21 protein-coding genes are annotated in these 20,593 nt (G+C 62.7%); 10 read left to right on the forward strand and 11 right to left on the reverse strand.

Annotated elements, in window-relative coordinates; all coding sequences use genetic code 11:
* Positions 1–8 precede the first annotated feature (8 nt).
* From VFB05_RS16235 to VFB05_RS16245, 3 genes are all read left to right on the forward strand, one after another.
* Positions 9–1,232, forward strand: a complete 1,224-nt coding sequence (locus VFB05_RS16235) for an MFS transporter (RefSeq protein WP_325013752.1) — start codon at positions 9–11, stop codon at positions 1,230–1,232.
* A gap of 177 nt (positions 1,233–1,409) precedes the next feature.
* Positions 1,410–1,928 (forward strand): Spy/CpxP family protein refolding chaperone, encoded by a 519-nt coding sequence (locus tag VFB05_RS16240; protein WP_325013753.1) that lies wholly within the window; start codon positions 1,410–1,412, stop codon positions 1,926–1,928.
* A 24-nt stretch (positions 1,929–1,952) separates the two neighbouring features.
* Positions 1,953–2,369 (forward strand): hypothetical protein, encoded by a 417-nt coding sequence (locus tag VFB05_RS16245; RefSeq protein WP_325013754.1) that lies wholly within the window; start codon positions 1,953–1,955, stop codon positions 2,367–2,369.
* 47 nt (positions 2,370–2,416) lie between these two features.
* Here VFB05_RS16245 and VFB05_RS16250 read toward each other — a convergent pair whose 3' ends face one another.
* The 6 genes from VFB05_RS16250 to VFB05_RS16275 form a co-directional block, all read right to left on the reverse strand.
* Positions 2,417–4,216, reverse strand: a complete 1,800-nt coding sequence (locus VFB05_RS16250) for a hypothetical protein (protein ID WP_325013755.1) — start codon at positions 4,214–4,216, stop codon at positions 2,417–2,419.
* A gap of 64 nt (positions 4,217–4,280) precedes the next feature.
* Positions 4,281–5,036 carry an SDR family oxidoreductase gene (locus VFB05_RS16255; protein ID WP_325013756.1) on the reverse strand — a complete coding sequence of 252 codons (756 nt, stop codon included), beginning with the start codon at positions 5,034–5,036 and terminating at the stop codon, positions 4,281–4,283.
* Between the two features lie 30 nt (positions 5,037–5,066).
* Positions 5,067–5,822, reverse strand: a complete 756-nt coding sequence (locus VFB05_RS16260) for a peptidase (RefSeq protein ID WP_325013757.1) — start codon at positions 5,820–5,822, stop codon at positions 5,067–5,069.
* A 147-nt stretch (positions 5,823–5,969) separates the two neighbouring features.
* On the reverse strand, positions 5,970–7,226 hold the full coding sequence (gene oxlT / locus VFB05_RS16265; protein ID WP_325013758.1) for an oxalate/formate MFS antiporter: 1,257 nt from the start codon (positions 7,224–7,226) through the stop codon (positions 5,970–5,972).
* 179 nt (positions 7,227–7,405) lie between these two features.
* On the reverse strand, positions 7,406–8,482 hold the full coding sequence (locus tag VFB05_RS16270; protein WP_325013759.1) for a peptidyl-alpha-hydroxyglycine alpha-amidating lyase family protein: 1,077 nt from the start codon (positions 8,480–8,482) through the stop codon (positions 7,406–7,408).
* Between the two features lie 131 nt (positions 8,483–8,613).
* Positions 8,614–9,315: a DJ-1/PfpI family protein gene (locus VFB05_RS16275; protein WP_325013760.1), complete on the reverse strand. Its 702-nt coding sequence runs from the start codon at positions 9,313–9,315 to the stop codon at positions 8,614–8,616.
* A 59-nt stretch (positions 9,316–9,374) separates the two neighbouring features.
* On the opposite strand from VFB05_RS16275, the gene VFB05_RS16280 reads away from it, so the two are divergent.
* Positions 9,375–10,367 (forward strand): GlxA family transcriptional regulator, encoded by a 993-nt coding sequence (locus VFB05_RS16280; protein WP_325013761.1) that lies wholly within the window; start codon positions 9,375–9,377, stop codon positions 10,365–10,367.
* An 80-nt stretch (positions 10,368–10,447) separates the two neighbouring features.
* Here VFB05_RS16280 and VFB05_RS16285 read toward each other — a convergent pair whose 3' ends face one another.
* The 4 genes from VFB05_RS16285 to VFB05_RS16300 all read right to left on the reverse strand — a co-directional run bounded on the left by VFB05_RS16285 (position 10,448) and on the right by VFB05_RS16300 (position 14,606).
* A complete protein-coding gene (locus VFB05_RS16285; protein WP_325013762.1) occupies positions 10,448–10,996 on the reverse strand; it encodes a carboxymuconolactone decarboxylase family protein in 549 nt (182 codons plus the stop codon).
* Between the two features lie 130 nt (positions 10,997–11,126).
* A complete protein-coding gene (locus VFB05_RS16290; RefSeq protein ID WP_325013763.1) occupies positions 11,127–11,966 on the reverse strand; it encodes a transglutaminase family protein in 840 nt (279 codons plus the stop codon).
* A gap of 114 nt (positions 11,967–12,080) precedes the next feature.
* Positions 12,081–13,025, reverse strand: a complete 945-nt coding sequence (locus VFB05_RS16295) for an alpha-E domain-containing protein (RefSeq protein ID WP_325013764.1) — start codon at positions 13,023–13,025, stop codon at positions 12,081–12,083.
* Positions 13,026–13,187: 162 nt separating this feature from the next.
* The gene (locus VFB05_RS16300; RefSeq protein ID WP_325013765.1) at positions 13,188–14,606 is read right to left on the reverse strand and encodes a circularly permuted type 2 ATP-grasp protein; all 1,419 of its coding nucleotides are present in this window, start codon (positions 14,604–14,606) and stop codon (positions 13,188–13,190) included.
* Between the two features lie 256 nt (positions 14,607–14,862).
* Between VFB05_RS16300 and VFB05_RS16305 the strand changes: the two genes are divergently transcribed.
* The 3 genes from VFB05_RS16305 to VFB05_RS16315 all read left to right on the forward strand — a co-directional run bounded on the left by VFB05_RS16305 (position 14,863) and on the right by VFB05_RS16315 (position 16,905).
* Positions 14,863–15,600: a competence/damage-inducible protein A gene (locus VFB05_RS16305; protein WP_325013766.1), complete on the forward strand. Its 738-nt coding sequence runs from the start codon at positions 14,863–14,865 to the stop codon at positions 15,598–15,600.
* Between the two features lie 39 nt (positions 15,601–15,639).
* Entirely contained in the window at positions 15,640–16,164 is a 525-nt protein-coding gene (gpt, locus tag VFB05_RS16310; protein ID WP_325013767.1) for a xanthine phosphoribosyltransferase, read from the forward strand.
* 117 nt (positions 16,165–16,281) lie between these two features.
* Complete coding sequence (locus VFB05_RS16315) at positions 16,282–16,905, forward strand: hypothetical protein (protein WP_325013768.1); 624 nt, start codon at positions 16,282–16,284, stop codon at positions 16,903–16,905.
* Between the two features lie 97 nt (positions 16,906–17,002).
* Here the strand turns inward: VFB05_RS16315 and VFB05_RS16320 are convergent, their stop codons facing one another.
* Positions 17,003–18,025 carry a methionine synthase gene (locus VFB05_RS16320; protein ID WP_325013769.1) on the reverse strand — a complete coding sequence of 341 codons (1,023 nt, stop codon included), beginning with the start codon at positions 18,023–18,025 and terminating at the stop codon, positions 17,003–17,005.
* Between the two features lie 142 nt (positions 18,026–18,167).
* Between VFB05_RS16320 and VFB05_RS16325 the strand changes: the two genes are divergently transcribed.
* The 3 genes from VFB05_RS16325 (at position 18,168) to VFB05_RS16335 (ending at position 20,593) form a co-directional block, all read left to right on the forward strand.
* Positions 18,168–18,872 carry a glutathione S-transferase N-terminal domain-containing protein gene (locus tag VFB05_RS16325; RefSeq protein WP_325013770.1) on the forward strand — a complete coding sequence of 235 codons (705 nt, stop codon included), beginning with the start codon at positions 18,168–18,170 and terminating at the stop codon, positions 18,870–18,872.
* 138 nt (positions 18,873–19,010) lie between these two features.
* On the forward strand, positions 19,011–19,619 hold the full coding sequence (locus VFB05_RS16330; RefSeq protein WP_325013771.1) for a 2-hydroxychromene-2-carboxylate isomerase: 609 nt from the start codon (positions 19,011–19,013) through the stop codon (positions 19,617–19,619).
* Positions 19,619–20,593 (forward strand): NADPH:quinone oxidoreductase family protein, encoded by a 975-nt coding sequence (locus VFB05_RS16335; protein WP_325013772.1) that lies wholly within the window; start codon positions 19,619–19,621, stop codon positions 20,591–20,593. Before VFB05_RS16330 ends, VFB05_RS16335 begins: the two co-directional genes overlap by 1 nt.

A 20,593-nucleotide genomic window follows, 5' to 3' on the forward strand; every position in this document is an offset into this window, starting at 1 on the left:
TCAGCATCATGTCTTTCATTGCGCCGGTGAGCGCCGGGACGCTCCTCAAACAACCTTCGTTTCTCTTCTTCCTGCTGTCGCGAAGCCTGACGCGATTTTCCAGCCAGATCGGCGCGGTGGCGATCGGCTGGCAGATCTACGACATCACCGGCAGCGCCTTCGATCTCGGCATGGTCGGGTTGGTGCAGTTCCTGCCCACGGCGCTCCTGGTGTTTGTCGCAGGTCACGCCGCCGACCGGTTCGAGCGCAAGCGCGTGGTGCAGCTCTGTCAGCTCGCGGAAGCCGCAACCGCGCTGTTTCTGTGCTGGGGCTCCTACGGCGGATGGCTCACCGAAGTTCACATCTTTATTGCGACCTTCGTGCTCGGCATGGCCGGCGCGTTCGAAAGCCCGACCATTGCGGCGCTGCTGCCATTGATCGCACCGCAGGGCTCGCTGCAACGCGCGACCGCACTGTCAAGCGCCGCCGCGCAAGTTGCGACCATCACGGGACCGGCGCTCGGCGGCTTTGCCTATGCGGTCGCGCCCGGTTTGCCCTATGGCATCATGCTGGTGTTCTGGCTGCTCTCCATGGTGTTGACCGGCGCGATCACGACCACCGAGCCTGAGCCCGCCAAGGATAGCGGGACGTCAGACGACATCTTCGCGGGCGTGCGCTTCATCCGCAGCAATCCCGCTATCCTCGGCACCATCTCGCTCGACCTGTTCGCGGTGTTGTTCGGCGGCGTCACCGCGCTGCTGCCGATCTATGCGCGTGACATTCTCGATGCCGGACCCTTCGGCCTCGGTATCCTGCGCGCAGCGCCCGCGGTCGGCGCGCTGATCATGACGACGATCCTGGCGCGCCACGCCATCAACCGCCGCGTGGGCATGCGCATGTTCCAGGCCGTGATCGTGTTTGGCATTGCCACTGTCGTGTTCGGCCTCTCGCACTGGATGTGGCTGTCGGTGCTGGCGCTCGCGGCCCTGGGCGCTGCCGACACCATCAGCGTAGTAATAAGGTTTTCGCTGGTGCAGCTCTCGACGCCGAACGAGATGCGTGGCCGGGTCGGCGCGGTGAATTTTCTGTTTATCAACGCCTCGAACTATCTCGGCCAGTTCGAGAGTGGCGTGGCGGCGGCGCTTTTGGGCACCGTGGCGTCGGCCGTGCTCGGCGGCGTCGCCACCGTTGCGATTGCGCTCCTCTGGATGAAGCTGTTTCCCTCGCTGCGCGAGGTGGAGAAGCTGGAGTAGGGGCGAGCGCGCCGTCCGCCGTCATTATTTGCCGTCGCGGGAACCGGATCACCGTCAGCGGCGCGCTGATTTGCTCCGGCCCGGCGTCATCGCCAACCCTTGACTTAGATCAACCCAACGTGGACCCGCGCGGGAGTGTCTGTTCGGGGGCGTACGATCCGAGATCAGGAGCTTGTGATGATCAAAAAAGCAGCCGTCGCGGCAATCGCACTTTTAATGACGACTTCGTCTCTCGCCTATGCGGCAGAGACGTCTTCCACCGTCGGAATGCGTGGCCCCAGCCCCGCCGACTTGAAAAGCTTGACGGATTTGCGTGTCAACCTTGTCAAGTCCGCCCTGCAGCTCACACCCGACCAGGAGAAATATTGGGCGCCGCTGGAGGAGGCCATCCGCGCCAGGGCAAAGAACCGGGCCGCCCGAATGGAGCATATCGCGGAATTGCGCGACAACGGCCCGCTGGAGAGCCTCGGGGACCGCAATCCGGTCGAGATGATGCAACGCCGAGCGGATCGACTCATTCAGCGCGGCAACGATCTCAAGAAAGTCGCCGACGCCTGGGAGCCGCTCTTCAAGACGTTGAGCCAGGATCAGAAGAAAAGAATGGCTTTCGTGACGATGGTCGGCGCGCGCGCCATGAGAGATGCGATCATCGAGCATCGTAACGGTAGCGATTCCGACGAAGATTCCGACGAGTAAAGACCAGGTCTGTGGAGGTGTACCATGTTCCGATACATTCTTGCTGCTCTAGCAGCGCTCGTTCTGATCACTGCCAGCCTCATTCCGGATGATGCGTTCGCCCGCGGTGGCCGCGGCGGCGGTGGATTCCGTGGCGGTGGTGGCGGTATGCGTGCGGGAGGTTATCACGGTGGTGGCATGCGGGCCGCTGGCGTGCGGGGTGGCGCATACCGGACTGCTGGCGTTGCCGGACGTGGATATGGATATCGTCCGATCCCCGGTCGTCCGGTCGCGCGCGCGGCTGTCCGCGGAGGCGTCTACCGCGGTGCCGCCTACGGCGCAGCCGTTGGCGCGGCGGCGTTGGGAGCCTATGGCTACTACAACGGCAACTACAACAGCGGCTGCGGCTACGACAGCTACGGCAACTACGTCTGCCCGAACCAGTATCAGTACCAGTATTGACGAGGTGAAGCGACGGCGGACGGCGACGGTTCGCCGTCCGCCGCCACTTACTTTCGCACGCGCCACACCGCGATTTTGTCAGCGGGATTGAGGTGAAGCCGTTCCAGGAAGTCAGGCACCTCGCCACGGGCCAGATGCGTCTCCAATCCATCCGGGGCGAGCTTGACGATATTCGCGTCGGAAAGTGCGGCGCAGGTGACGACGTAGTCGACGTGCCGGTCCGACAGGATCTGCTTCGCCTCGGATGGCGGGGCCAGCATGAGCCTGATCAGCGCGGCGTTGCCGTCATTGTTGCGATGATAGGGACCTGCAAAAACCTCGTGGTTGGTTTCGGCCAGGATCGCAGGTCCGAGATCGAGCGGCGCCATCACGCGGCCCTTCGGAAGCTGTTTCAGCGAAGCGACGTCCGACATGCTCCGGCACGGCGACTGATCGCCGGCGGCCGGCGGCGGTTTGACGATCGCATCCGTCAGCGGCGCCGCCATGACGCCGAGGGCGCCGAGGCTGACGGGCGATGCAATGACCGAGGCGAGAAGCAGGTTTCGCGCCGAAGCAAAGCCGGGCCACAGAATGACTAGGCTGGCGGCAAAGACGGGAGCCGCCACCATCGACGCACCGGCAGCGCCGCGCACTTCCCAGATGCTGACGCCGATCAGCGCCGCCAGCGCTGAGATGGCAACGATCCAGCGAAATCGTTCGGAAGGAGACGACCGCAGCAGCGCGGCCACGGCAAATCCGATCGCGAGAAGCGGAAATCCGTAGAAGCCGGGAATTCGGTCCGGAAAAAGATAAAGCATCCTCGGCAATGAGACCGCTTCGGCGACATTGTTGATCCAGAGCGTTACGACGATCGGATCGAGATGCGCGAAGGGCGAGGCGATGCACGCCGAAAACTGGATGAGGAATGCGCCGATCAAGGCCATGGCCAGCACCGCGCCGCTCACCAAGCGCATCGCCAACGTCGAGTGAACGCGATCGATGCCGATCATGATGAGAAGGCTGATGCCGCCGCCGGTGGTGAGCAGCAGCACGGGGCCGCCGAAGGTGTCGCAGACCGGCGCGCCAAGCGACGACATCGGAAGCAAGGCGAGCGCGAGCAGGAGTGAGGATACCGCGAGACCGCCCGCGAAGGCGCCAACCTGCCGCGCGACGGCGGCGCCGCGCCAGACAAACAGGCCGAATACCGCAACGCCGACGGCTGCGATGGCGGGCAGCATTTCGATTCCGACGGCGAGCGATAGCGTGGCCATCAAGCCGCCGAGCGCGCCCTTGACGGCGCTTCTTTCGAGCTGCGCCGTCATCAGGACGAGCGCGAGCAACAGATCGATCTGCGCGTTGTGATGATCGATCGCGCCTGGCCGGAAATGAACGAGGGCGGGAAGGCACAGCACACCCAGCAGCGCCGCTGCTATCATCGCCTTGTTGCTGCCAGCCAGTTGCCGGGCGATCGCTGCGATCAAGGCGATCGCGATGGCAAACAACAGCGCCGGCCAAAGAAAGAGCGTCACGGCTTCGGCGCCGTGCATCCCAAGCAGCGGCTTCAGCAGCAGGATCAGCCCGGCCAATGGCGCGTCAATCAGACGAGACCAGTGCATCGACAGGCCGCCGGGCGGATCCATCCGATGCTGGAACAGGTCGAACCAGCCTTGCCCGCCGATCAGGTCGCGCACCTCGACGAGCCGCATGGCATCGTCCGTAGACATCGCGTCGAAGACATTGCCCTTGAGCGCGGGCAACGCCGACATGATCCACGCCGCCAGGAACAGCAGCGCTATGACGATTTTTGGAGACGCGCCGCCTTGTTCTTTCTGCGGTGCGTGGTCCAAGGCCGGACTGAGGTCAGACATGGTTCCCATATCGCTCGGGCCGGCGAGGGGCGAGGTCGCGCCAGGGGACGACCTCGCATCAATGCTAGCCGCGTCCCACGAATGGCATCTTGCTTGCCATGACAGTCATGAACAGCACGTTAGCGTCGAGCGGCAGGCCCGCCATATAGGCGATCGCGTCGCCGACCGCTTTGGAATCCATGCGCGGCTCCGGCATCTTGCGGCCGTCCGGCTGCAACACACCGTCAACCATGCGGTCGGTCATGGGGGTCGCCGCATTGCCGATGTCGATCTGGCCGACCGCGATGTCATAGGCGCGGCCGTCCAGATTGGTGGCCTTCGTGAGGCCGGTGATGGCGTGCTTGGTGGATGTATAAGGCGCGGAGAACGGCCGCGGCGCATGCGCGGAAATCGAGCCGTTGTTGATGATGCGGCCGCCGCGCGGCGTCTGGTCTTTCATGATGCGGAAGGCGTGCTGCGTGCAAAGAAACGCGGCGGTGAAATTGGTCGAAACCACCGCCTGCCACTGCGCCAGCGTCAGGTCTTCAAACGGCATGGCAGGCGTTCCCATGCCGGCATTGTTGAAAAGCAGGTCGAGCCGGCCACAGGTCTGTTTGACCTTGGCGAACAGCGCGGCGATCGAGTCCGCATCGGTCATGTCGGCGGGAACGACGAGCGCCTTGCCCGCGGGGCCGAGGTGAGCGGTTTCCTCCAGCTTCTCCTTGCGCCGTCCGGCGAGTGCGACTGTGAAGCCTGCATGCATCAGCGCCAGCGAAGCCGCGCGTCCGACGCCAGTTCCGGCGCCGGTGACGATGGCGATCTTGTTTTTGGGCTCGGTCATTGTTTCCTGCCTTGTTGTGTTTTCGATTGCTTATGGTTTTGGAGTTTCGGTCTTGTAGGGCGGCGGGGGAATATTCCGGTGCGCCGCGCGCAACGCCGCCGACCAGCGCGAGCGCAGATCGTGAAAATAGGGCTCGCCCGCTTCGATGCGGTGGTTGAGGTCGGCATCGCAGACGTCTGTCCGCACCACCAATACGTCGATCGGAAGACCGACGCCGAGATTGGAGCGCATGGTCGAGTCCATCGAGATCAGGCTGGTCTTGAGCGCCTCGTAGAGCTCGACGTCATAATGCATGGCGCGGTCAAGCACTGGCTTGCCGTATTTGTGTTCGCCGATCTGCAAATAGGGCGTGTCGGTGGTGCATTCGATGAAGTTGCCGGCCGGATAGACCATGAAGAGCCGCATCCGCGCGCCCTTGATCTGGCCGCCGAACAGGAACGAGACGTCGAAATTGATGTCTTCCGACTTCAGCGCGGTGCCTTCGGTGGCGTGAACGGAGCGGATCGCCTTGCCGATGCGCTGCGCCGCCTGGAACATGGTCGGCGCATTCATCAGCGTTTCGACCTCGCCCGTGTCGGGGTCTTCCATGCCTTCGGTCAGGGTCGAGAGCACCGACTGGCTGATCGCGAGATTGCCGGCGCTGGCGATCGCGAGAATCCGCTCGCCGGGCTTCGAGAAGATATGCAGCTTGCGGAAGGTCGAGACGTTGTCAAGCCCGGCATTGGTGCGGGTGTCGGCGATCATGACGAGGCCGTCCCGTACCAGCACTCCGCAGCAATAGGTCATTTCCGGTCCTTGAACTGCCCACGACGATGGCGAAATTAGTAGCCAATTTCGTCTATCCGTCCAACCCCAATCCGGGATGGCCGCGGCACGAGAAAAAGCCCGCCCCGTCAGGGGGCGGGCTTGCCGGAATTGCCGCGGTCGGCAGGCCTACCGGGTGGCGTAAGCGTGCCTTATCGGTTTCAGCGCAACCAGCGCCAGAATGCCGGTCAGCGCGTCCATCGCGATGACGATCGCGAACACCGGAATCCAGCTGTCGGTCGCCTCGCGCAAGTAGGCCGCGAGCGGGCCGCCGAGGATCGAGCCGACGCCCTGAGCCATATAGAGCAGACCGTAATTCGTCGTCGCATGCTTGGCGCCGAACGAGTCGGTCAGGGTTGACGGGAACAGCGAGAAGATCTCGCCCCAGCCGAAGAACACGACGCCGGAGAGCAGCACGAAGAGCAGGGCGTTGTCGCGCAACAACAGCATCAGCGTAACGGCCGCGGCCTCCATCAGGAAGGCAATCGCCATGGTGTTTTCACGCCCGATCCGATCCGACAGCCAGCCGAAGAACGGGCGGGTCAATCCGTTGGTGATGCGATCGATGTTGAGCGCCAGCGGCAGCGCCGCCATTCCCATGACGGTGACGCTGGTGACGCCGAAGTCGCGCGAGAACGCGCCGAATTGCGAGATGATCATCAACCCGCCGGTCGACATCATCGTCATCATCACGAACATCAGCCAGAACACGTTGGTTTGCAGCATCTCGCCGGGCGGCGTTCCGACGCTCGATACCTCGACCGCCGGCTGCGGCAGCACGTCATTGGCGGTCGGCATGCGCAGCATCAGAGCGGCAGCAGCGCCGACGATACCGAGAATGATGCCGAACACGATCAGCGTTTGCTGATAGCCGCTCGACTCGATCATGTTGTAGATCGGCGTGTTGGTGAGCAGCGCGCCAAAGCCGTAACCCGCGGCGACCACGCCCGTCGCAAATCCGCGCCGGTCCGGGAACCAGCGCACCATCAGGCCGACCACGCCGACATAGACGATGCCGGTGCCGACGCCGCAGAACAGCCCGTAGGTGAGATAGAGGCCAGCGATGGTTGTGACATGGCCGGCCAGGATCCAGCCCAGGCCCGACAGCAGACAGCCGCTTGCAATCAACAGGCGCGCGCCGAACTTGTCGACCAAATAGCCCTGGATCGGCGACAGGAACGTCTGCAACACGATCAGGATCGTAAAGGTCCACTGCAGCGTCGATAGCTGGACACCAAGAGCATCCCGAAGCGGCTTGGTAAAGAACGCCCAGCCATATTGAGGGCTGGAGATCGACATCATCGCGATCAGTCCCAGCACGAGCTGGGTCCAGCGCGTCGATGTCGCGGATTTAGCCGACGAAGATACCCCGTTGAGTGTGGTCATATTGCCCCGACCTGTTTGGTTGCCCCGATTGTCTGCCGCGCAGCCTTTGATCGCTGCCTTTTTCCTTGTTTTGTTAGCAAAAACTGTACCACGCGCGGCCCCGAGCGCAACGCGGGCGGCATGATCCGATCGTATAAGACGCGGGTGCGAAAGCCCCGCCGAACCTCTTGGACGGGACTCTAGCGAAGGATCAGCTTCTGGACCCGCCAATTGGCGGTCTCTGCGGCATAGATCAGATTTTCCGACGGGCACGCGATGGCGTGGGCACCCGAAAATTCGCCGAGCTCGCGGCCGGATTTGCCGATCACCCCTAACACCTTGCCGTCGAGCGCGACCTTGAAAATGCGTCCCGGAAAGGTTGTCTCGCCGACGAACATCACTTGGCGAAGTCCCGGCGTAATGCAGATCGAATTGGGCGCACCGATCACTTGCGTCAGGCGGTCGCCGGTCGGCGTGTTGCCGTAGACTGCGCGTGTGCTCGTATCCGGCGGGACGTTGATCGAAAACATCCGCAGGAACTTGCCGTCGGTATCGAACACCTGGATGCGGTGGTTAGAGCGGTCGCCGACATAGACGTTGTCGTCCTTGTCGATGGCGATCGCATGCGGCAAATGGAACTGGCCCGGCTCGGTGCCGGGCTCGCCCCACGACTTCACCCATTGGCCATGCGCGTCGAACTTCGCGATCCGCGAATTGATATAGCCGTCGCTGATGTAGGTATTGCCGTGAGAGTCCCAGGCGACATCGGTCGGTTCGCGGAACAGGCCGTCGATCGGCGGCAGCGGCGGATTGACGTGCTCCCACGGCCGCGCATTGTCGGCGGATTCCTTGCGGCGGCCGAACACCCATTCGACGCGGCCGGCCGGATTGAACTTGACGACCATGTCCGAACCCTTGTCGATGGCCCAGATGTTGTCGTCCTTGTCGATGCGCACGCTGTGCGCAAAAGCCCAACCATAGAGCCCCTTGCCGATCTCACGGATGAAATCGCCTTCAGCGGTGAATTCGAGGAGCTGCGCTGCGGTCGGCCCGTAGGCCGGGCCACTCGCGCTGTTCGAGCGCGTGAACACGAAAACGTGTCCCTCCGAGTTGACGGCGACGCCGGGTACCTCGCCGAAATTCATGCCGTCCGGCAGTTTTGGAAAATCCTTCACGGACTCGAAGGCGATTTGCGGAACGCTCTCTTGAGCGAGGCTCTGCCGGACAAGACCAAGCGCTGCGAGCAGCACCAGGCCTGCTGATATCAGCGCTTTCACGGAAAATTCCTCCCTGTTTTTTGTTCTTGGCTCTTGCTGTTATCCTAGCACGTGACTTCGCATCTTCTGATGCTCGCGAAATGCAATGCGCCAGCGCATTTGAGCATCGAACCCTCGCGCCAGGGCGGAAGTCAGGCGACGCCGAGGCGCGCAGCAATCCGCCGTGCGGTCGCCTCGCGTCTTTCCGTCATGCCCCGCACGGACTGCCGCGCCTGTCGCAGGATCGCGGGAGGCGCCGTCTCCGGCGTGCCGCTGTTGAACGGCGGCTCCGGCGCATACGCCATATAGAGCTGGATCGCCTGCGCGACGTCGTCGCCGCGCAGCTCCGCGGCAAGGCGCAATGCGCCGTCGATTCCGGCGGTCACTCCGGCGGCAAAGACGTAGCTGCCATCGACGACGACGCGTTCGTTGACCGGAATGGCGCCGAAGGACGGCAGCAAATGAAACGACGCCCAGTGGGTCGTGGCCCGGCGTCCTTTCAAGAGGCCAGCCGCTCCGCAGAGCAATGCGCCCGTGCAGACCGAGAAGATGCTGCAAGCTCCCGAAGCCTGCTGGCGGATCCAGCCAAGCACGTCCTCGTCTTCCATCAGGGCTTCCTGACCAAATCCGCCCGGCACGTGCAGGACATCGAGCGGCGGTGCTTCTGCGAGGCTCGCATCGGGCGTCAGCTTCAATCCCTTGATATCGCGAACCGGGCGGGCCGTTTTGCCGTAGATGCGATACGTCGAATTCGGAATCCGTGACAGAACCTCGAACGGGCCGGTCAGGTCGATCTGGTCGATATCGTCGAACAGAAGTGAACCGATCTGCAGGTGAACGTCATGGGGGAACATTTGAGGCTTCCTTTTCCTGTATGGACAAAGGAAAGCTAGCGCGGCATTTTTTGGCGGTGATGCCAAAAGCCCCTCGTTTTCCGCCAACCAATCGCCGCGTTGTCGAAGTCCTCGCTTTTCCGTCCGTGAAGCTGCTCGATGTCACCGGACCGATCCAGGTGTTCGCATCGGCAAACGCTTTCATGGCGCAAGCCGGGCAAGAGACGCCCTATGCGATCCGCGTCGTGGCGCAAGCTGGTGACCTTGTCGAGGCGTCGGGTGGAGTCGAGCTTGCGGCGCATCCGCTTTCACCCACGGACGCGGTCATCGATACGCTGGTGATTGCGGGCGGCGAGGGCGTTGCCGCGGCGGCGGCGGATACGGCGTTGATCGATTGGGTGCACGAACGCGCCAAACAATCCCGTCGTACCGCGTCGGTATGTACGGGCGCATTTCTTCTCGCCGCATCGGGCATGCTGGATGGCCGGCGCGCGGTCACGCACTGGGCGTTCTGCGCCGAACTCGCTCACCGCTTTCCTTTGGTGAATGTGGAAAGCGATCCGATCTTCATTAGGGACGGCGACGTCTGGACCTCGGCCGGGGTGACGGCCGGCATCGACCTCGCACTCGCGCTTGTCGAGGAAGACCTCGGCCGCGCGGTGGCGCTGGCCGTCGCGCGTTATCTGGTCGTGTTCCTGAAGCGGCCGGGCGGACAGGCGCAGTTCAGCGAATTCCTCTCGCTTCAGGCGGCCGAAGACAGGTTCGGCGCGTTGCACGATTGGATCAGCAACCACCTGGCCGATGACCTGTCGTTACCGGTCCTCGCGACACAAGCCGGCATGAGCGAACGCAGCTTCAGCCGTCACTATGCGGAATCGACCGGGCTGACACCGGCACGCGCGATCGAAAAGTTGCGGGTGGAAGGGGCGCGGCATCTGCTGTCGGAAACGCGTCTGCCCGTCAAGCGCATTTCCCAGCGTTGCGGCTTTGGTTCGGAAGAGACGATGCGCCGTAGTTTCCTGCGCATTCTCGACACCACACCGCAGGATTATCGGGCGAGGTTCACCCGCTGACGCAGCCCTTCGTGATTTGAAGTCGATGGCGCGGCGGCCTTGCGGCCACCGCGCCATCCTTGCAAGTTTTGAAGCCGTGCTCAGGACTGCCACGCATTCGCCTGAAGCATCTCCTCCAGCGGCGGATTGGTGATGTTGCCGGTGTAGTTCGTGATGGTCGAGGCGGCGACGACGGTGATCACCTCGAGCAACAGATCCTTGGTAAAGCCTGCCGCCAGAAACGCTTCGATGTCCTGATCGTCAAGCCGGCCGCGCTTCTCGATCATGGTCCGCGCTACTGTCGAGAGCGCGCCGAGCTTCTTGTCCGACGGCGAACGTCCCTTGCGCATCGCTTCAACGTCGGCTGGATTAACACCAGCCTTTAGTCCGAGAACGGTGTGGAGGGCGACGGCCCAGGCGGAGCCGTTCGTCACGGCGTCGGTCAAGAGCACCGTCTGAATCTGTGGTTCGCTAAAGCTGCCGCCGTGGACCTTGTCGAAGATACCGAGAAAGCTCTCGATAAGGACGGGCGATGTCGCCATGGCGCCCGCAAGGTTGGGGATCATCCCGAACCTCGCCTGCACGCCACGCAGCGTGGATTTCGAGGCTTCGGGGGCGGAGTCGAGGTTATAGATGGGGAAACGTTCCATGTGAGTTGCCTTCTAGCTGTTGAGCGAACTCGACGGGGGTGAGCGAGTTCGATGACCGCTAACTAGTCGATCTCAACGGGAAGGCTTCGCCAAAGACCCCACATTCTACGCCAGCCGCGAGGCCGGACAGTCACGATTGCGATTGCCACTGGCTTTGGCGGCCGCCGGCCTGATCGACCTTTACCGCAACGGTGAGCGTCTCGGTGCCGCCGCCATAGCGGGTGCCGCGAACGGGAGCAGCGCCGAGATAATCGAGGCCAAGCGCCACGCGCGCATGGGCGTCGGTGGCGCAAATCGCATTCGCCGGATCGAAGGCGACCCAGCCGAGATCAGGCACGAAGGCTTCGGCCCAGGCGTGCCCGGCCGCCTGATGCACGATCCCGTCGGAGCGCAGGAAATGCCCGGAGATGAAGCGTGAAGGAATTCCGACCGCGCGCGCGCAGGCGATGAAGATGTGCGCGTAGTCCTGACAGACGCCGCGCTTGAGGCCGAAGGCTTCGACCGCCGACGTCCCGCTGTTGGTCGGATCTTCATCGAAGGTCATGTGGTCGTTGATCTGAAGCATCAACGCATGCAGGAAGCCAAGTACGTCCTTTTCCGACTCCGAACGCAGTTGCCGCGAAAACGCTTCCATCGCCGGATTGACCTGCGTCAGGGACGTGGCGCGCAGGAACAGGCTTGGCGGAAAGCGCTCGTCGGTTCCGCGCAACACGCCGCCGGTGTCGTGGGTTTCGATCAGGCCTTCGACCGTGATGGTGAGACCTGCGATCGCACCCTCGGTCAGCACGTGCATGGTGTTTCCGAACGCATCCTGGCGCACATGCAGGCGCGAGTCGGTAGACACGTCGATCTGCCATTCGGCGACATATTGCCCGTCATGACTGCCAGGCGTCATTCGCAGGATTTGCGTGATGCCGGTCGCCGGTGGTTCATAGCGATAGGTCGTGGAGTGAGCGATGCGCAGGCGCATGATTGACGTTTCCGATTTTCGGGGCAGTCATTCCGGGGCGATGCGCCTAGCATCGAACCCGGAATCTCGAGATTCCGGGTCTGTCGCTTGCGCGCCATCCCGGAATGACGTGGGTCAGATCAGATACTGCTTGGTGATGATTTCACCAAGCCTCGAATTGTCGGCGATGAATTCCTGAATGAACTCATGCACGCCGTGCTGGAAGATGTCGTCCATATTGCTGTGTTCCAGACGGTTGCGGACGCCGCGCGCGTGGCGTTGCGACGCGCCCTGACGGCCATAGGCGACACCGATCTGGTCGAGATTGCGCACGAGATTGCCGTAGCAACTTGCGAGCGACCGCGGCAGGGAATCGTTGAGGATCAAAAGATCCGCGATCAGCCAGGGCTTCAGTGTCTCGCGATAGACCCAGTGATAGGCGGTCAGCGCCGACACCGAACGCAGGATCGAGGTCCACTGATAGTAATCGAGCGGGCCGCCGACGTGTTCTTCTTCCGGCAGCAGCACATGGTATTTCACGTCGAGAATGCGCGCGGTGTTGTCGGCGCGCTCCACATGCACGCCAAGGCGCGAGAACCAGTAGGCGTCGTTGCGCAGCATGGTGCGGTAGGCCGAGCCGTCGAAGCGCAGCGACGTTTCCTGCACGAAGCGCAGGAAGCGCGCCAGTTCCTCGCGGGACTTGGTGCCCTTGCCCCAGACTTCCTGCAATTCGATCCAGGCCGAGTTGATGGTGTCCCACATCTCGCTGGTCAGCGCGGTGCGCACCGAGCGGGAATTCAGCCGCGCCGCCTCGATGCAGTTCTTGATCGAGGAGGGGTTTTGCGCATTGAACGACAGGTAGTCGACGACGTTCTGCTCGTTGGCTTCCTTATAGACCGTGAAAAAGCTTTCGCTGACGCCGGCGGTGAGCAGCGCCGATTCCCATTCATTGGTCTTGCCGACATAGGCGGCGGGCAGCGCGGTGACGCGCAGCGTCGCATCGATGGTGCGCGCGATATATTCGGCCCGTTCGACATAGCGGGCGAGCCAGTAAAGATTTTCGGCGGTACGCGACAGCATGACGAATTCTATTCGAACGTTGACGATAAACCTCCCCCTGAAAGGGGGAGGTCGACGCGAAGCGTCGGGAGGGGGTCATCTTTTGAGGCAGCCATTGACCCCCACCCCAACCCACCCCCTTGCAGGGGGAGGGAGAGCACCGAGCAAATGGCTAAGGCAATCTCACTCATCCAAAATCCAGGTGTCCTTGGTGCCGCCGCCCTGGCTCGAATTGACGACGAGCGAGCCTTCCTTCAGCGCCACGCGCGTCAGCCCGCCCGGCACGATGGTCGTGCGCTGGCTGCCGGTGAGCACGAACGGGCGCAGGTCGACATGGCGCGGCGCGAGCCCGGCCTCGGTGCAGGTCGGGCAGGTCGATAGTGCGAGGGTCGGCTGGGCGATGAAACCCTCCGGTTCGCGCTTGAGCTTGTCGCGAAATGCCTCGATCGTCGCCTTGGTCGCGGCGGGGCCGATCAGCATGCCGTAGCCGCCGGAACCGTGGACTTCCTTGACCACGAGCTGATCGAGATTGTCGAGCACGTAAGCGAGGTCCTTCGGCTCGCGGCAGCGCCAGGTCTGCACGTTCTTTAGGATCGGCTCTTCGCCGAGATAGAATTTCACGACATCAGGCATGTAGGAATAGATCGCCTTGTCGTCGGCAATGCCGGTGCCCACCGCATTCGCCAGCGTGATATTGCCGGCGGCATAGGCCGACATCAGTCCGGGCACGCCGAGCGCGGAATCGGGGCGGAAGGTCAGGGGGTCGAGGAAGTCGTCGTCGAGGCGGCGGTAGATGACGTCGACGCGTTTGAGGCCTTCGGTGGTGCGCATGTAGACCTCATCGTCCTTGACGATGAGGTCGCGCCCTTCGACGAGCTCGATGCCGAGCTTGTCGGCAAGGAACGAGTGTTCGTAATAGGCGGAGTTGTAGACGCCGGGCGTCATCAGCGCGACGGTCGGCTCGCCGGCGGCACTGTGCGGCGCCACCGAGCGCAGCGCGGTCAAAAGTTCGTCCGGATATCGTTCCACCGGCGCGATGCGGTGGCGCGCGAACAGGTCTGGAAATAACCGCATCATGATTTCGCGGTTTTCCAGCATGTAGGACACGCCCGACGGCGTGCGCGCATTGTCTTCCAGCACGATGAAGTTTTCTGCGTCGGTGCGGATGATGTCGATGCCGGCGACGTGGACATAGATGTCGTGCGGCACATCCTGGCCGTTCATCTCCGGGCGGAACACCGGGTTCTGGAAGATCAGGTCTTCCGGCACGATGTTGGCGCGCAGGATGTCGCGGCCGTGATAGATGTCGCGCAGGAACATGTTGAGCGCTTTCACGCGCTGCTTCAGCCCCTTTTCAAGGACTGTCCATTCCTTCGCCGACATGATTCTGGGAATGACGTCGAAGGGGATCAACCGTTCCTGGGCTTCGGCGTCGCCGTAGACGGCAAAGGTGATGCCGATCCGGCGAAACAGCAGTTCGGCTTCCTGGCGGCGATATTCCAGCGCGTCCGGCGGCGTCTCTTTCAGCCAGCGCGAGAGCTCATGATAGGCCGGGCGAAGGTCGCCGCCCATGCCGTTCATTTCATCGAAGGCAACTGCCATGAATCGTGGATCGCCCCTCAATCTATTCCACCAGTCACGCTACAGTGCATGACTTCACAGGATGGTAGCAAGGCTTACGCCAGCGCGATATGGATTGATGAAGGATCATTTGCCGGAACGGCGGGGCGGACTGCCAAAAAAACAGCTTGCGGCTGCTCAATTCGGCAGCAATATCCGCCCGCTATCCAAGGTCTTGGCCGGCCAAGGGAAATTCGGCTAAAGGGCAGGCGGGGCGCAAAGCCCGCGAGGAGAGATAATGAGTGAGATCGTCACGGCGGGAATCCTTGTCATCGGCGACGAAATCCTGTCCGGGCGGACCAAGGACAAGAACATCGGCTTCATCGCCGAGTACCTCACCAATATCGGCATCGACCTCAAGGAAGTGCGCATCGTTCCCGACGAGGAGGTAGAGATCATCGCCGCGTTGGATGCGCTGCGGCATCGCTACAATTACGTCTTTACCACCGGCGGCATCGGGCCGACCCACGACGACATCACGGCCGACAGCGTCGCGAAGGCATTCGGCGTCGGCATCGATCATCACCCCGAAGTGGTGGCGCGGTTTCGCGAGCGCTGGAGCGAGCAGGAACTCAACGAAGCGCGCCTGCGCATGGCGCGCATTCCCGACGGCGCCGAACTGATCCAGAGCGCGACCATCCTCGCGCCCGGCTTCAAGCTCGGCAACGTCATCGTGATGGCCGGCGTGCCGACCATCATGCAGGCGATGATGGACATCGTGGCGCCGAAGCTGAAATCCGGCGTGCGCATGCTGTCGGAGAGCGTTCGCGCCAATGCGAGGGAGGGCGACGTCGGTGGCCCCTTGCGCGCCATCGCGGAGGCCCATCCGGACACCATCATCGGCAGCTATCCCTTCATCGACGAGGACAAGAAGCCTAACACCAATCTGGTGGTGCGCTCGCGCGATCAGGACAAGCTGACGGCTGCAATGGACGCAGTGAAGGACATGCTGGCCGGGCTCAACGTGGCTCGCTAGGGGCTCTTTATCTTATTCGTAAACACAGGATCGACTTCAATGGCGGAGCACCCAGAACTCAGTGCGCAGGAGCGGGCGGGCAAGGCCTTTCCGGTCTCATGGGACCAGTTTCACAGGGATTGCCGGGCGCTCACCTGGCGGCTCAACGAAGTCGGCCCGTTTCATGCCGTCATCGCGATCACGCGCGGCGGGCTGGTGCCGGCCGCGATCGTGGCGCGCGAACTCGGCGTGCGCGTCATCGATACCGTCTGCATCGCAAGCTATTCGCACACCACGCAAGGCGACCTGAAGGTGCTCAAGGGCGTTTCGGCCGATACGGCCAAGCTCGGCGAGGGCACCGGCAAGGGGCTTCTGATCGTCGACGATCTCGTCGATACCGGCAAGACCGCAGCGCTGGTGCGCAAGATGCTCCCCGATGCGCATTTCGCCACCGTGTACGCCAAGCCGAAAGGCCGTCCGCTGGTCGACACCTTCATCACCGAGGTGTCGCAGGACACCTGGATCTTCTTTCCCTGGGACACCGCGCTGTCGTTCCAGCCGCCGATCCGCGACGGCGCGGCGTGAGTGGATTGTCGTCATTGCGAGCGGAGCGAGGCAATCCAGAACTGACGAAGAAGCTGGATTGCTTCGTCGCTAACGCTCGTCGCAATGACGGATGTAATAGCGGATTGGCATCTTGAGATGCCCCTGCAAAACCGCGTCAAGCCGACCGGCGAGATCGTTGCCATCCCTGAGCGCGGGATGTTCGTCGGCAATCGCGGAATCATCCACGATCCCGCGACGCGGACGATTTTGAAGCGGCGCTGGTCGACCAACGCCTGGATCGCCTGCGTGCTGGAATTTCGCGGTCGCCGCCGCAAGGTGTGGCAGCGGCGAAGCTGGACCGAATTGTTTTTTCTCGATGAAGCGACCTCGCTCGCGGCAGGCCATCGGCCGTGCTTCTATTGCCGGCGCGAGGACGCCAAGCGCTTCCGCGCCGCCTGGGAGAAGGGCAACCGCAAGCGTGATATCCTTGCGCCCGACATGGATAAGGTACTGCACGGGGAGCGTCTGGCCTCAAGCAAGACATTGCACCCGTTGCCGGTGCCGATCGAAAAGTTGCCCGACGGCGCGATGGTGCAAGCGGGCGAGCACAGCTTTCTGATCGCTGGCGGCAAGCCGCTGTTGTGGACGCCTGCAGGCTATCGTGCGGCGAGGGATCCTCTCAAGGACGCTAGACTTTTGACGCCGCCGTCAACGGTTCGCGCGATTGCAGCCGGGTATCGGGTGGTGCTGCATCCGAGTGCTGCGAAGGCATTAAGCTAACAGACCTCATCCTGAGGAGCGGCCGAAGGCCGCGTCTCGAAGGATGGCCTCATGGTTCAAGACGGCGCAAGTGCGCCTCCTCACCATGAGGAAGGCCTCACCCCAACCGCTGCCGCGCCAGTTTTGCGCCCGCACCGAGCGCCATCAGCTTGGCTTCGGCGATGTCGCGGCGCATCGGCGCCATGCCGCAATTGGTTGTGGGGATGATGTCGCTCTTGGCGACGAACTTCGAGACGGCGTCGATGACCGCCACCACGTCCTCGGCGGTCTCGACCGTGTCGCTCGCGACATCGATCACGCCGGCCTGGATCTTCTTGCCTTTGAGGAGGCCGAGGATTTCAAGCGGCACCTTGGAATTGCGGCATTCGATCGCGACTTGCTGAATCGTGCTTTTGGCGATCGACGGAAAGAATTCCTCATATTGCCGCCACTCGCTGCCGAGCGTCTGCTTCCAGTCGGTGTTGGCCTTGATGCCGTAGCCGTAGCAGATGTGGACCGCGGTGGCACAGGTCAGGCCTTCGGCGGCGCGCTCCAGCGCCTTGATGCCCCAGTCGTTGACTTCGTTCATGTAGACGTTGAAGGCAGGCTCGTCGAACTGGATCAGGTCGATGCCGTCGGCCTGCAACGCCTTGGCTTCCTCGTTGAGCAGTTCGGCAAAGGCGAACGCCATCTTGACGCGGTCGCCGTAATACTGGTCGGCGATGGTGTCGATGATGGTCATCGGGCCCGGCATGGTGAACTTCACCTTATGCGTGGTGTGGGCGCGGGCGACGCGAGCCTCATCGGCATGGACGCGCCCCTTGAGCTTCAGCGGTGCCACGACCTGAGGCACCATCGCCTTGTAGCGGTCATTGCGGATTCCCATTTCGACCTTGTGGGCGAAATCGATGCCGTCGACCTTTTCCAGAAAACCGTGGACGAAATGCTGGCGCGCCTGCTCGCCCTCGGTAACGATGTCGATGCCGGCGTCTTCCTGGAGTTTGACTGCCAGCATCGTCGCATCGCGCTTGGCGCGGGCGAGCTCGTCGCCCTGCGACTTCCAGGGTGCCCACAGCTTGTTCGGCTCGGCCAGCCATTCGGGCTTGGGCAGGGAGCCGGCGATCGTGGTCGGAAACAGCATTTGAGCGTGTCCTCTTAAGTTCTAAACTTTGTTGGACCGTGTAATGCCATGCCCTGAGCGCGAGGTACATCGGATTTCGGGTGGTGGCATGAGACCAAAGCAGGGGGTAGGATTGGGCCTTCGCCCATCGAACGGAATTCCCATGATCGACCTCTATTACGCGCCGACGCCGAACGGCTGGAAAATCTCGATCATGCTGGAAGAACTCGGCATTCCCTACACGGTCCGGCCCGTCAACATCCGCGCCGGCGACCAGTTCAAACCGGAATTCCTTGCAATAAGCCCGAACAACCGCATTCCGGCGATCGTCGATCATGAACCGCCCGACGGCGGCGGGCCGTTTTCGGTGTTCGAGACCGGCGCGATCCTGATCTATCTTGCCGACAAGACCGGGCGCTTCCTGCCGCAGGACATGCGCGCGCGCTCGGTCGTGATCCAGTGGGTGATGTGGCAGATGAGCGGGCTCGGACCGATGCTCGGCCAGCACGGCCATTTTGCGCTTTATGCGCCGGAGAAAATTCCTTACGCGATCGCGCGCTACCGTGACGAGGCGGCGCGGCTCTACCACGTGCTCGATGTGCAACTCGGCAAGACGGGCGCCTATGTTGCCGGACATGACTACTCGATCGCCGATATTGCGTGCTTTCCCTGGACCATGACCCACAAGGCGCAGGGCTTCACCCTCGACGACTATCCGAACGTCAAGCGCTGGTACGCCGACATTCGCGCCCGGCCGCAGGTGCAGGCGGGGCTCGCCATCGGCAAGTTCGTCAAGGAGCCGTTCGACGAGGAGGCGCGCAAGAACATGTTCGGCCAGCGCGCCAGGGAGATGACGGAGAGGAAGTGAGTGGTGGTCATTCCGGGATGCGCCGCAAGGCGCAGGCCCGGAATTAATTCCTCGGCACGGCCAGTTGTTAGATGGATTCCAGGCTCGCCGCTACGCGTCGCCCCGGAATGACAAAGAAAAAAGCAAAAGGAAACCCGCATGATCGAGTTCTTCTTCGACTGTTCGAGCCCCTGGACCTATCTCGCCTTTCACAACATCCAGCCGATGGCGCGGGAGTTCGAGCAAGACATCACATGGCGGCCGATCCTCGTCGGCGGCATCTTCAACACCATCAATCCGAGCGTTTACGCACGGCGCGAAAATCCGGTGGCGGCGAAGATTGCCTACGACAAGAAGGACATGGCGGACTGGGCGCGCATTGCGGGCCTGACCATCCTGATGCGGCCAAAGGTGTTTCCGGTGAACAGCGTGAAAGCGATGCGCGGCTGCATCTGGCTGGGGAAGGACATGCTGCCGTTTGCGCGCACCGTGTTCCAGATCTACTGGGGCGAGGATCAAGACATCTCGCAGGACGCGGTGCTGACGGAAGTGTGCCGGCGTTGCGGCATCGACGCGAAAGCGTTCTTCGACGGCATCAGCCAGCAAACGATCAAGGATCAACTCAAGGCGAACACCGACGAGGTGATGGCGCGCGGCGGCTTTGGCTCGCCGACGATCTTCCTCGACAAGACCGATATGTATTTCGGCAATGACCGTCTGCCGCTCTTGCGCGATGCCTTGACGCGGCGGCGGGCTAGCGCCGCGTAATGCCGAAACATGTCATCTGCCGGGAACTCGGGCCGCCCGAAAAATTGCGGCTGGAGAGCTTTGTCCCGCAGGCCTTGAAGCAAGGCGAGGTGCGCGTCGCCATCCGCGCCGCCGGGATCAACTTTCCGGATATCCTGATGGCAGCGGGCGAATATCAGCTCAAGCCGGACTTGCCGTTCACGCCGGGCGTCGAGGCGGCCGGCACGGTCACCGAGATCGCGGGCAGCGCCAGTGGTGTCGCCATCGGCGATCGCGTGATCGTCCGGATGCGGCATGGCGCATACGCAGACGAAGTTCTCGTGGCGCCCTCGCAGCTCACGCCATTGCCGCCGAATTTCGATTTCGCCGAAGGCGCAACGTTTCTGGCCGCGCATGGCACGGCCTATCACGGGCTGGTCGATCGCGGCATGCTCACGCGCGGCGAGGTGCTGCTGGTGCATGGCGCGGGCGGCGGCGTCGGTCTTGCGGCAGTTGAGGTCGGCAAGCTACTCGGCGCGACGGTGATCGCGGCGGCGTCATCGGAAGAGAAACTCGCCGTGGCGAAGGCGAAAGGCGCTGATCATCTTGTTCTTTATCCGCGCGAGCCGTTTTGCGACGCCGTGAAGCGCATCACCGACGGCCGCGGCGCCGATGTGGTGTTCGATCCCGTCGGTGGGGAAGTGTTCGAAAACAGCCTGCGCTGCATCGCCTTCGGCGCGCGCATCCTCGTGATCGGTTTCACCGGCGGCATCGGCTTGGCTCGCACCAATCTTCTGATGATCAAGGGCGCGAGCGTGCTCGGCGTCCGCGCGGGCGAAGCGGCGCGGAAAAATCCGGCGCTTGGCGAGGAGCGGCTGAAGACGCTGCTGGCGTGGGCGGCCGGAGGCCACGTGCGGCCGCATATCTCGCATCGTCTGCCGCTTGAAGATTACGCATCCGCGATGCGGCTTCTGATCGACCGCAAGGCGATCGGGAGGGTGGCGCTGATCTCTTAA

The organism is Bradyrhizobium sp. (assembly GCF_035652035.1).
GTDB lineage: Bacteria > Pseudomonadota > Alphaproteobacteria > Rhizobiales > Xanthobacteraceae > Bradyrhizobium.

Coding starts and splice junctions, on each gene's coding strand:
- VFB05_RS16235 (WP_325013752.1), top strand. CDS start 9: ATGTCTTTCATTGCGCCGGTGAGCGCCGGGACGCTCCTCAAACAACCT.
- VFB05_RS16240 (WP_325013753.1), top strand. CDS start 1,410: ATGATCAAAAAAGCAGCCGTCGCGGCAATCGCACTTTTAATGACGACT.
- VFB05_RS16245 (WP_325013754.1), top strand. CDS start 1,953: ATGTTCCGATACATTCTTGCTGCTCTAGCAGCGCTCGTTCTGATCACT.
- VFB05_RS16250 (WP_325013755.1), bottom strand. CDS start 4,216: ATGTCTGACCTCAGTCCGGCCTTGGACCACGCACCGCAGAAAGAACAA.
- VFB05_RS16255 (WP_325013756.1), bottom strand. CDS start 5,036: ATGACCGAGCCCAAAAACAAGATCGCCATCGTCACCGGCGCCGGAACT.
- VFB05_RS16260 (WP_325013757.1), bottom strand. CDS start 5,822: ATGACCTATTGCTGCGGAGTGCTGGTACGGGACGGCCTCGTCATGATC.
- oxlT (WP_325013758.1), bottom strand. CDS start 7,226: ATGACCACACTCAACGGGGTATCTTCGTCGGCTAAATCCGCGACATCG.
- VFB05_RS16275 (WP_325013760.1), bottom strand. CDS start 9,315: ATGTTCCCCCATGACGTTCACCTGCAGATCGGTTCACTTCTGTTCGAC.
- VFB05_RS16280 (WP_325013761.1), top strand. CDS start 9,375: ATGCCAAAAGCCCCTCGTTTTCCGCCAACCAATCGCCGCGTTGTCGAA.
- VFB05_RS16285 (WP_325013762.1), bottom strand. CDS start 10,996: ATGGAACGTTTCCCCATCTATAACCTCGACTCCGCCCCCGAAGCCTCG.
- VFB05_RS16290 (WP_325013763.1), bottom strand. CDS start 11,966: ATGCGCCTGCGCATCGCTCACTCCACGACCTATCGCTATGAACCACCG.
- VFB05_RS16295 (WP_325013764.1), bottom strand. CDS start 13,025: ATGCTGTCGCGTACCGCCGAAAATCTTTACTGGCTCGCCCGCTATGTC.
- VFB05_RS16300 (WP_325013765.1), bottom strand. CDS start 14,606: ATGGCAGTTGCCTTCGATGAAATGAACGGCATGGGCGGCGACCTTCGC.
- VFB05_RS16305 (WP_325013766.1), top strand. CDS start 14,863: ATGAGTGAGATCGTCACGGCGGGAATCCTTGTCATCGGCGACGAAATC.
- gpt (WP_325013767.1), top strand. CDS start 15,640: ATGGCGGAGCACCCAGAACTCAGTGCGCAGGAGCGGGCGGGCAAGGCC.
- VFB05_RS16315 (WP_325013768.1), top strand. CDS start 16,282: ATGCCCCTGCAAAACCGCGTCAAGCCGACCGGCGAGATCGTTGCCATC.
- VFB05_RS16320 (WP_325013769.1), bottom strand. CDS start 18,025: ATGCTGTTTCCGACCACGATCGCCGGCTCCCTGCCCAAGCCCGAATGG.
- VFB05_RS16325 (WP_325013770.1), top strand. CDS start 18,168: ATGATCGACCTCTATTACGCGCCGACGCCGAACGGCTGGAAAATCTCG.
- VFB05_RS16330 (WP_325013771.1), top strand. CDS start 19,011: ATGATCGAGTTCTTCTTCGACTGTTCGAGCCCCTGGACCTATCTCGCC.
- VFB05_RS16335 (WP_325013772.1), top strand. CDS start 19,619: ATGCCGAAACATGTCATCTGCCGGGAACTCGGGCCGCCCGAAAAATTG.